Source organism: Pseudomonas sp. P4_C3 (assembly GCF_056402075.1).
On record NZ_JBFUIC010000047.1, the window covers coordinates 19203 to 29479 of the forward strand.

Here is a 10277-nt window from a genome sequence, read left to right on the forward strand (position 1 = left end):
GTGTTGTCTGAACTGGCCYCATCGCGAGCAAGCTCGCTCCCACAGGTTTTTTCTGTTGTTCACAAAATCTGCGTTCGACTGAAATCCCTGTGGGAGCGAGCTTGCTCGCGATGAGGCCAGATCACTCAACGAGCCTTCCGGATCCAACACATTTCTTTCGCCCACAAAAAAGGCCGCTTTCTCATGAAGACGGCCTTTGCGAAGTAGTAAAAGACCGGCAAAAAAACGTTAAGTTCCGCCCGAAAAACAGTAACTTGCAATATTGTATACAGGTCGTGTTATTCGTCGGATTTCGATTGTCACGCCCATTCCAGAGCCTCAGGATCGCGCCGTCATCCCCTTGAGGTTCCTCCATGAAGTTCTCCTCGATTCTCTTGTTGTCCCTTGGCCTGGTCAGCGGTATCGCGTCTGCTGGCGGCACCACCGAAGCCGGTGTAGGCGGCGCATTGGGCGGGGTTCTAGGCTCGGTCGTCGGTCAGTCGTTAGGCGGCAGTACAGGTTCCACCATCGGCGCAGCCCTGGGTGGCGCGGGTGGTAGCGCCGTCGGCGCAAACAAACACAGCCGTGGCGAAGCAGCCCTTGGCGGTGCGTTGGGCGCAGCAGGCGGTAACGTGGTCGGTCGCAGCATGGGCGGCACCAGCGGCAGCCTGATCGGTGCCGCAGCAGGCGGCGGTGCCGGTGGTGCGCTGGGTAACTACATGGGCAAAGAGTACGATGATGAAGGCGGCGATCGTCGTTCGTATCGTGACCATGACGATCGTCGTTACTACCGTGACGGCCATCCGGGCCGCGGCCATGCCTATGGCCATCGCAAGCACCACCACAGGTATTACCGCGACTAAGGCCTCGAGCGCCTCGCTGGTGAGTACATCAAAAATCGCAGCCCCAAGGGCTGCGATTTTTTTTGCCTTACTGAACCACCAGACACTCCAGCGCCCCGCGCAACCCTGCAGGAATCGCCACGGGTTGATTCGACGCACGATCGACAAACACATGCACGAAGCGCCCTGCCGCGCAGGCTTCGTCTTCCCCTTGCTTGAACACAGCCAGTTCGTATTGCACCGAGCTGTTGCCCAGCTTGCCCACCCGCAGACCGATCTCGATGCGGTCCGGGAAGGCAATGGAAGCAAAGTAATCACAGGCCGAGCTCACCACGAACCCCACCACCTCACCGCCATGGATATCCAGGCCGCCGACTTCGATCAGGTAAGTGTTCACCGCCGTATCGAAGAAGCTGTAATAGGTAACGTTGTTGACGTGACCGTAGGCGTCATTGTCGTGCCAGCGGGTGGTGATGGGTTGGAAGTGCGGGTAGTCGGTGCGTTGGATTGCCGGGTTGGACATCAGTGTCAGTTCCTGGAGTGGGTTCTGCAGTCTAAGGTGAAACCGCGTCGCGATCATTCGCGAGCAGGCGCCACATGAATCACTTGTCTGCAAAGCCCTTGCCAGCCGCCGCCAGCTCACCAATCACCCGCGCCGGTTGCCAGTGATCGCCCTGACGGGTCTCAAGGTCCATCAAGCGCCGATGAATGTCCGCCAGTCCCTGCTGATCCGCCCAGGCCATCGGCCCGCCCTTGTCCGCCGGGAATCCGTAACCATTGAGGTAGACCAGATCGATGTCGTGAGCCGACCTGGCAATGCCCTCCTGAAGGATCTTCGCGCCTTCATTGACCAGTGCCAGCAAGCAGCGCTCGAGAATTTCTTCCGGGCTGATCTCGCGGCGCTGGAACCCCAACGCCTCACTGACTTGAAGCACCAGTGCGTCGACCTGCGGATCGTGTTCGGCCTGGCGACTGCCCGGCTCGTAGTGGTAATAGCCATTGCCACTCTTCTGGCCAAAACGCTCCATTTCGCACAGTCGGTTATCCACCTGAACCTCTGGAGCGTCCTGCCCGACACCGGACAGTTGCCGGGCGCGCCACTGCAGGTCGACACCCACCACGTCGAACATGCGGAACGGCCCCATGGCGAAACCGAACCCTTGCAGCGCTGCGTCCACCTGGTAGGGATAAGCGCCTTCCAGCAGCATTTTTCGCGCTTCGAGCACGTAGGTATTGAGCATGCGGTTGCCAATGAAGCCGTCGCAATTGCCCGCCACCACACTGACCTTGCCCATGCGCTGGCCGAGCGCCAGTGCCGCGTCGAGAACTGCCGGTGCAGTCTGCGCGCCACGGACGATTTCCAGCAGCTTCATGATGTGCGCCGGACTGAAGAAGTGCAGGCCCAGGACCTGCTGCGGGCGACCCGTAATCGCAGCAATGGCGTCGATGTCCAGCGCCGAAGTATTGCTCGCCAGAATCGCTTCAGGTTTGAGCAGGCCATCGAGCTCGCGGAAGATTTTCTGTTTGAGCTCAAGATTTTCGTACACCGCTTCGATGACCAGGTCGACATCGCGGATGGCCGTATAACCATCTGCCGCCGTAACGCGCGCCACACGGGCATCGGCTTCGCTCTGGTCAATGCGGCCCTGGCGCACGTTGTGGGCATAGGTGTCCGCCACGGTGACCAGCGCCTGCTCCAGCATCTGCGGGTTATTGTCGAGCCACTGCACGGCCACTCCGGCGTTGGCCAGGCACATGACAATGCCACGGCCCATGGTGCCCGCGCCGATGACGGCGGCGCGCTGAATATTCAACGGTGTCTGGCTCATGTTTTGTTCTCTTGTTGGCGATCCGAAGACAGTCATCACCATAGTCAGCCACTGGTTTTTTTTGAAATTTATTCCTGTGATGAGCAACATTCAGCGGATGGATGTAGCCCTTTGAATACACCGCAAATCCCTGTGGGAGCGAGCTTGCCCGCGATGAGGTCGGTACATTCAACAGTGATGGTGACTGACAAATCGCCATCGTCGGAACGCCGCCCGGAGCAAGCTCGCTCCCACAGGGTTTTAGTTCAGCCGGCAAGATGCCGCTCGGCCCAACTGCGCACCCCGGCATACGGATAATCTTCCAGCGCCGCAAACCCCGAAATCGTCCTTGCCTTGAGCTTGGTGAACAACGGCACACTGATCCCGCACAGAAACCGTGTCACGCGTTCAGCCGAGGGCACGTTGCCCGTGTGCTGCTCGTGCCTGTGGATAAAATCGCCACACAGCGTTTCGAAATTTTTATCCACAAGCGCCGGCAACTCCGGTGGTGCCGGTAGCCGCGCCACCTGTCCATGACACACCGAACAGTGTCCACATTGCTGCGGTGCATTGTGGTCACCGAAATATTCGGCCAGGCGATAACCCAGGCATCGGTCGGTAGCGAACAGATCCAGCATCGCGTGAATCCGCGCGACTTCGGTGTGCTCATGCCGAGTGAAATAGCCGTGCAGCTCCTCGCTCAACGCGACGTTGTCGAACCCGCTTTGCAGCACGCTGTAGACCTCGGTCATCTGCTTGCTTTCGAGCTCCACCCAGCCCTTCTCCTGGAAGTAATCCAGCGCCTTGACCACCCGACTGCGCTCGGCCTGGTGCTGCTCGTACAACGCTTCGAAATTCACCGTGGCCCAGGTCCGGGCGCGGCTGGAAGTCTGGATGATCGCAGCGACAAAATCCCTGCGCTCGCCTTCGAAACGCGCCAATAGCGCCTCGGGCTCCAGCAAATACTTGAAACGGTACTCGGCGTAGTACGCATAGCGCGGGGCGATCAACCCGCGCAACTCGAGTTGCACCAGCAAGGTCTTGAGCGGCAACTGGCGAATATTGCTCTGATCGGCCAACGGTCCCAGCAGAAACTCCCACTGGCCTTCGGGTGCTGCGGCATGCATCTCGTCAAGCACGCAACGGATGCCATCCAGCTCGGGCGTGTCGCCGTAAACGAAATTCTCCAGCACGTTGAGGCTGTCGCGGTTGRCCAACACCAGGCAGTCCGACGGCTGCCCGTCGCGCCCGGCGCGGCCGATTTCCTGGCTGTAGTTTTCGATGGATTTTGGCAGGTCGAAATGCACCACGTTGCGGATGTCACTCTTGTCGATGCCCATGCCAAAGGCGATGGTGGCGACGATGCAATTGGACTGCCCGCCCATGAAGCGACGCTGGATCGCTTCCCGTTGCTCATGGGGCAACCCGGCGTGATAAGCCTCGGCATGAATGCCGTTGCGGTTCAGGTGTTCGGCGATGTGCTCGGCGGTTTTTTGCAAGGTGACATAGACGATGCCCGGCTGGTCCGGACGCTGGCTCATCCATTCGACCAGGCGCCTGCGCTTGTCCGCTCCGCGAACAGGCTCCACCAGCAAATTCAGGTTCGGGCGATAGAAACCGGTGGTCACTACATCCTCGGCGGCGATGGCGAATTTCGCCTGCATGTCGGCGATGACCTTGGGCGTCGCCGTTGCGGTCAGCAGCAGCACCTGCGGGATGTTGAACTGGCGTTGATAGTCGGGAAGCTTGAGGTAGTCCGGGCGAAAGTTATGACCCCATTCGGAAATGCAATGCGCCTCGTCCACCACCAGTAGCGAGATCGGCACCTGCTGCAGAAAATGCCGGAAGCGCTCGTTCTTCAGGCGCTCCACTGAGATCATCAGAATCTTCAACTCGCCGGACTTGGCACGGGCCATGACATCACTGGCGTCATCGCGGCTCTGGGCCGAATCGATACTGCCCGCCGAGATGCCGTGGCGCTGCAGGAACGCCAACTGATCCTGCATCAACGCCAGCAACGGCGAGACCACCAGCGTCAGGTGCGGCAGCAACAGCGCCGGCAATTGGTAGCAAAGGGATTTGCCGGAACCGGTGGGGAAAATCGCCGCCGCCGAACGCCCGGCCAGCACGGCACTGACGGCCGCCTCCTGACCGGGTCGAAATTGTGGATAACCGAAAACCTGTTCCAGGGTGTTGTGCATAAGCTGTCACTCCGTTGACCGCTGCAAAGCCAAAAGACTAGTCGGTGATCGCAGCGAATCGAGAAAAGGTCGGGGCATAAACGATACGGGATGATACAGCCTCAACACGCCCTGCTGACGCCACAGATCGAAACACACAGAGCACTTTGCCACCTGACGCCCCGTCTCCCCCCACAGGTATGGTTCACCCCCACACCCGTAACGCTGCGCGAAGTCTTCATGACAACAGGAGGCCTGATGTGCGCGGCCCCTGCCGAAGGACCGATCATGTTTCAACGAACTGTTTTTCCATTTGCTCTGTTGCTGCCAGTGCCGCTGCTGCTCAGTGGATGTCTGACCACGCCCGAAAAGCCCGCAATCAAACCGGGCACATTCGAAACAGCCGAGTATCACGCTCAAAAGGGGTTGGCGGTCATCCAGGCGTCACGCCTGTACGCACGTGGCGGCACCGGCCAAGGCGTACCAGTCGCGTTGATTGACTCAGGCCTGAACGCCGAACTGCCAGAATTTCAAGGCAGGGTCCGCGACCCCGGTTTTGACTATGTCGAGAATCGTCCCGGTACCCATGATCGCGTTGGCCACGGCACTCAAATGGCCGGCATTCTGGCCGCCAACAAAGACGACCGGGGTATGCACGGCGTTGCGTTCAACGCTCAACTGATCCCCTATCGTTTCGGTGACGACAACGAACCCTTCTTCTTCGACAGTGAGATTTCCCGCTCCTGGCAAGCCGGGTTCGATCTAGGTGCGCGCATATTCAACAACTCGTGGGCCAATGCCATTCCAGCAACGGAAATCACCGAAGCACGTTACAAACAGATCATGCCCGACTCGCTGACGAGCGCGCGAAAACTGGTTCAGCAAGGCGCGGTATTTGTGTTTCCGACCGGTAATGAACTCAAACGAGAGCCTCTTGCAGAGCCGGGTTTACCCCTTGCCATCCCTGAGTTGGAAAAGGGCTGGATCGCCGTAGTTGCATTGAAAAACGATGGCAGTGCCATCAATGGCAAATCTAACTATTGTGGTGTCGCAGCGGCCTGGTGCATCGCCGTTCCTGGTGGGGACTCAGGCGCAGACCAGGGATTGCTGACCACTGGCAAGGACGGCAAATACGTCCAGACTACCGGTACGTCCCCCGCCGCCGCGTTGGTCAGTGRCGCGTTGGCGGCAGTCCAGAGCCTGTACCCAGAAATGAGTGCACAGCAAGTGCGCAACCACTTGCTTGAAACCGCAAACCGGACCGGTCTCTACGCCAACAGTGAAGCCTACGGCCGAGGATTGCTCGACCTTGATGCGGCGTCGCGGCGTCCTCCCGCACCGGCAGTCGATTGAGTCCGGCCCATCGAGCACCCTACATATTTTTCTGCGCAGCTTTGTAGGAATCATTTCCTGTAGAAGCATTCTTCGATAAAACCCTGGGGGGTGCGTAGGAGCATTCCTCCCAAGGCAGTAAACGCCCTACAAAACCTGTCCATTGCGGCTGTATTGCTCTGCTTCGCCACACTCTTCATAGTTTTAGCGCGGCTGAAAATACTGTGGCGGCCTGCCGGATCACCTCCGATCTCTTACAGGACTGAGACATCAATGCCCTCGCTAAAGACATCTACCGAACGCTATCAGTCGCTTAAATCCAGCTACAGCGAAACCCCGGTGCTGGTCATCGATACCGAGGCCGACCCCTTCGAGATCCTCGACGCGGCCCGACAACGCATCCGCGCCGCCAGCGACCTGCTCGAAACCCTTTATTGCACGTGTTTCAAACAGGCCGAAGCGAGCGACATCCCCAAGATCGTCAGCGCCCTGTACCTGCTGACCCAGGACGGCAACGACATGCTCGACATCGCCCGGCAACGCTTGCCGAAACTCACCGACTGAAGCACCACCACAATCCCCTGTAGGAGCGAGCTCGCTCGCGATGGTCGTCAACGATAACGCGTGTTTACGGGTTAAACGCAGCGCTCTCGGCTCCATCGTCGGAACGCCGCCCGGAGCAAGTTGTGCCGTCATTCGCACCGCGGACATTTATGCTCTCGCAATGCATTGCCATGGCGACTGTGTGCGGGACGCCTTCGGGCAAGCCGGGCGTTCTACAGCACTAATTACACCACGTAACGAATGAAGTTCCCGCTCCCACCTTTATCCCCTCCCGCCAACCCCATACATTCATCTCCAACGCCTCTCCCATCATCCCGACGGGAAGGTCACTGGAGTTTCCCTCATGCCTTTCGTAACCGTACGCATCACCCGCGATGGCGTTACCACTGAGCAGAAAGCTCAGGTGATTGCCGAAATCACTGAAACACTGGAGCGCGTCCTGAATAAACGCCCTGACCTGACCCACATCGTGATCGAGGAAGTCGACACCGATAACTGGGGTTACGCCGGCATCACCACCACCCAGTACCGCAAGCAACTGGCCGAGGCAGAGGGGAAGTCATGACGTCCTCCGTCACCATCGATTTCATTTCCGATGTGGTGTGCCCCTGGTGCGCATTGGGGGCGACGGCGCTGGAGCAGGCGATCGAGAACGTGGCCGGGGAAGTCTCGGTCGAGCTGACCTACAAGCCGTTCGAGTTGAACCCGAATATGCCGGCCGAAGGTGAGCAAGCGGTCGAGCACTTGATGCGTAAGTACGGGAGAACCGCCGACGACATCGCCGCCGGCAAGGCCATGCAAATCGCTCGCGGTGAGGCCATCGGCTTCAAGTTCGATCTGGAGAAGCGCACGCACTTCTACAACACCTTCGATGCGCACCGTTTGTTGCTGTGGGCGTTGCAGGAAGGGCGGCAAGTCGAGCTGAAGAAGGTTTTGCTTCGGGGCTATTTCAGCGAAGGCCAGAACCCGAGTGATCACCAGGCGCTGGTGCGTCTGGCGGCTGAAGCGGGGCTGGATGGGGCAAGTGCACAAGAGGTGCTGACGTCCGGTGCGTTCGCCGATGAGGTTCGGGAACTTGAAACCTACTACCAGCAGCACGGCATCAACTCGGTCCCAGCCATGGTGCTGAACGGTCATCACCTGGTGTCCGGCTCGCAATCGGTCGAGTACTACGAACAGATGTTGAGACAAATGGCCAAGGCACCGGCCGAAGCCTGATTACAGATTTCTACCCCACTTTTAATTGTCAGAGGTCTTCATCATGAGCATTTCGAAAAAAGTCATCGTAATCACCGGCGCATCCCAAGGTCTCGGCGACGGTATGGTCAAAGCCTTCCGTGAACTCGGTTACCGTATCGTCGCCACATCGCGCTCGATCAAGCCGTCCACCGATCCGGACATTCACACAGTGGCCGGTGACATCGGCGAGCCGGAAACCGCCCAACGCGTCATCCGTGAAGCGATTTCCCGTTTCGGTCGCATCGACACCCTGGTCAACAACGCCGGGATCTTCATCGCCAAGCCGTTCACCGCGTACACCGCGGAGGACTACGCCAATGTGTTGTCGGTGAACGTCAACGGCTTCTTCTACATCACCCAACTCGCCATCGCCGAGATGGAAAAGCAGGGCAGTGGCCACGTCGTCAACATCACCACCAGCCTGGTGGACCACGCCATCGACGGCGTGCCATCGGTGCTGGCATCGCTGACCAAGGGCGGCCTCAACGCGGCAACCAAATCCCTGGCCATCGAATACGCCAAGCGCGGGATTCGGGTGAACGCCGTCAGCCCAGGCATCATCAAGACCCCGATGCACGGCGAAGAAACCCACGCCGCACTGGGCAATCTGCACCCGGTCGGGCACATGGGCGAGATCGATGATATTGCACAAGCAGTCGTGTATCTGGACGGCGCCAAGTTCGTTACCGGCGAAATCCTGCACGTGGACGGTGGTCAGAGCGCGGGACACTGAAAGCGCTTTTTTAAACCCCGGAAACAACAAAGCCCCTGCATTTCTGCAGGGGCTTTGTTTTGTATGGTGCCGGCACCAGACGAACGGTAGCTTTCTGCGGGGCTAGGTTTTCTGCGGGTCTGGAACTCGGTGGAAAATTTGGCGTACCCCAACTAGTAACTATAAATAAATCAGCTAGTTATAGCTTTCTGTGGAATCGAACTGGGGCTTTACTGGCGAGTAGCAATTCATTCAACTTCAGTCGGGCCTAGATCCTGAGCCCGCTAGCGTGTCCTAGGGTGGCCAACCATTTTCCCAAGAGTTGAACGGGGCCCTCCATGGCCCCATGCTGCTTGGTTTGTATAAGACTCTATGGCCAATAGTTATCCAAGAAATGGATCGTGAAACCGGTAAGCGCGACCGCGCTCGTTGACAGGCGCCAGATGAGCCAAGGCCGCTTGGTCGCTAATACCTTGATTACGTAGGGCTCCGTATAATTGGTAGAACTCACCGTTCAAATCTCCGGCGAAAATTCCGGGGTCATCCGAGCCTAGCGATACCATGATTTCAGGGTCGCCTTTTTCCACAAACCCAGGCACGCGCATCCATCGAAGTGCATGGTGTTCGCTGAAATTATGGTACTGACTGATGCGCACATTACTGGACGGGAGGGTTTCGACCACGACGTTACGGTGAGCAACTTCGCGCATCAGAGCTTGTTGGAGCTGCAGGTAAGTGATTTCGTCAAAATAAGCAGCGTCCACGCTTTCCAGCGACTCGCTACGCTGGCAAAGATTCTCGTCGCTGAGCCATTCCCACAGCAGATTCAAATGGTGTGGGTTGCTGTGCTTTGCTGCGCGGATGCGCAGTGCTTCGGCTTGCCAGATGTCATTGAGCGGCGTTATGTCCACTGACCAGTCCGTTTCAAAGGCCGCCTGCAGATAGCGGACATTCAGGTGTCGCAGACCCATTGCGGCTTCAAGCTCTGCACAGCTGATGTCACGGCGGAACACCTCGCCCGCACACTTGGCCAAATCGTCCGCTACTCTGGAAGCCGCGGCGGTTGCTTCGGGCAGGGTACGTAACAAGCGCCAAGCGGCTAACAAGTCCAGCATCCATTCGCCTTTTTTTACCACCAATTGCCCTGGCATGCGCTCCAGCCAAAGTCTGGGAGCAATGCCCATGGCTGTGCCGTGGCCTATGCGGTCCCCATCGCGCAGGTCAAGAAGTTCTAGTGCGTCATACATGGCACGCAGACCACTCAACAGATGGGCAAAATCCTCCCCTACATGGTAGCTACGATGGGTTAGGCCGGCGTGCTGACAAGCTCGATAGCAACTGGCAAATACCTCGGGAGGGGCGTGCAGTTCATTTGATGCCGCATCTATTCCGCGTACCCAAGTACGTAACCTGGGCCATCGTTTGAGGGTTTCGAGCAGTACGTTAGTGCTATGTTCCAGCTCTGCACGCTGAGCGTAAAAACGGTTAGGTCCAGCCTTTTTGCCGGGAGCCCATGGCTTTTTTATGAAATGCACCACTAGGGCAAGGCGGTGATGTGAACGGTCAAGGGGTGATTTATTTAGGAAGATAGTTTCCAGTTGCGCAAGCATGTCGCCCAAGT

The 10277-nt window shown here is 58.2% G+C and carries 9 protein-coding genes and 1 pseudogene; 6 read left to right on the forward strand and 4 right to left on the reverse strand.

From position 1 onward, the window contains the following. The first annotated feature begins 353 nt into the window (after positions 1 to 353). Positions 354 to 842, forward strand: coding sequence for a glycine zipper domain-containing protein (locus AC1DVH_RS11180; protein WP_477753847.1), 489 nt, complete (start codon positions 354 to 356; stop codon positions 840 to 842). Positions 843 to 909: 67 nt separating this feature from the next. Here AC1DVH_RS11180 and AC1DVH_RS11185 read toward each other — a convergent pair whose 3' ends face one another. From AC1DVH_RS11185 to AC1DVH_RS11195, 3 genes are all read right to left on the reverse strand, one after another. After that, positions 910 to 1344, reverse strand: a complete 435-nt coding sequence (locus tag AC1DVH_RS11185; protein ID WP_477753848.1) for an acyl-CoA thioesterase — start codon at positions 1342 to 1344, stop codon at positions 910 to 912. Positions 1345 to 1423: 79 nt separating this feature from the next. Then, positions 1424 to 2650, reverse strand: a complete 1227-nt coding sequence (locus AC1DVH_RS11190; RefSeq protein WP_477753849.1) for a 3-hydroxyacyl-CoA dehydrogenase — start codon at positions 2648 to 2650, stop codon at positions 1424 to 1426. A gap of 245 nt (positions 2651 to 2895) precedes the next feature. Beyond that, complete coding sequence (locus tag AC1DVH_RS11195; RefSeq protein WP_477753850.1) at positions 2896 to 4830, reverse strand: RecQ family ATP-dependent DNA helicase; 1935 nt, start codon at positions 4828 to 4830, stop codon at positions 2896 to 2898. 267 nt (positions 4831 to 5097) lie between these two features. Between AC1DVH_RS11195 and AC1DVH_RS11200 the strand changes: the two genes are divergently transcribed. From AC1DVH_RS11200 to AC1DVH_RS11220, 5 genes are all read left to right on the forward strand, one after another. Further along, complete coding sequence (locus AC1DVH_RS11200; protein WP_477753853.1) at positions 5098 to 6162, forward strand: S8 family peptidase; 1065 nt, start codon at positions 5098 to 5100, stop codon at positions 6160 to 6162. A 252-nt stretch (positions 6163 to 6414) separates the two neighbouring features. Beyond that, the gene (locus tag AC1DVH_RS11205) at positions 6415 to 6705 is read left to right on the forward strand and encodes a hypothetical protein (RefSeq protein ID WP_477753851.1); all 291 of its coding nucleotides are present in this window, start codon (positions 6415 to 6417) and stop codon (positions 6703 to 6705) included. Between the two features lie 343 nt (positions 6706 to 7048). Next, complete coding sequence (locus AC1DVH_RS11210; protein ID WP_007972813.1) at positions 7049 to 7270, forward strand: tautomerase family protein; 222 nt, start codon at positions 7049 to 7051, stop codon at positions 7268 to 7270. Next, positions 7267 to 7923 carry a DsbA family oxidoreductase gene (locus AC1DVH_RS11215; RefSeq protein WP_477753852.1) on the forward strand — a complete coding sequence of 219 codons (657 nt, stop codon included), beginning with the start codon at positions 7267 to 7269 and terminating at the stop codon, positions 7921 to 7923. Before AC1DVH_RS11210 ends, AC1DVH_RS11215 begins: the two co-directional genes overlap by 4 nt. Before the next feature lie 43 nt (positions 7924 to 7966). Next, positions 7967 to 8677: an SDR family NAD(P)-dependent oxidoreductase gene (locus AC1DVH_RS11220; RefSeq protein WP_223511786.1), complete on the forward strand. Its 711-nt coding sequence runs from the start codon at positions 7967 to 7969 to the stop codon at positions 8675 to 8677. 362 nt (positions 8678 to 9039) lie between these two features. Here AC1DVH_RS11220 and AC1DVH_RS11225 read toward each other — a convergent pair. Continuing rightward, positions 9040 to 10277, reverse strand: a pseudogene (locus AC1DVH_RS11225) (hypothetical protein); the annotation flags it as partial.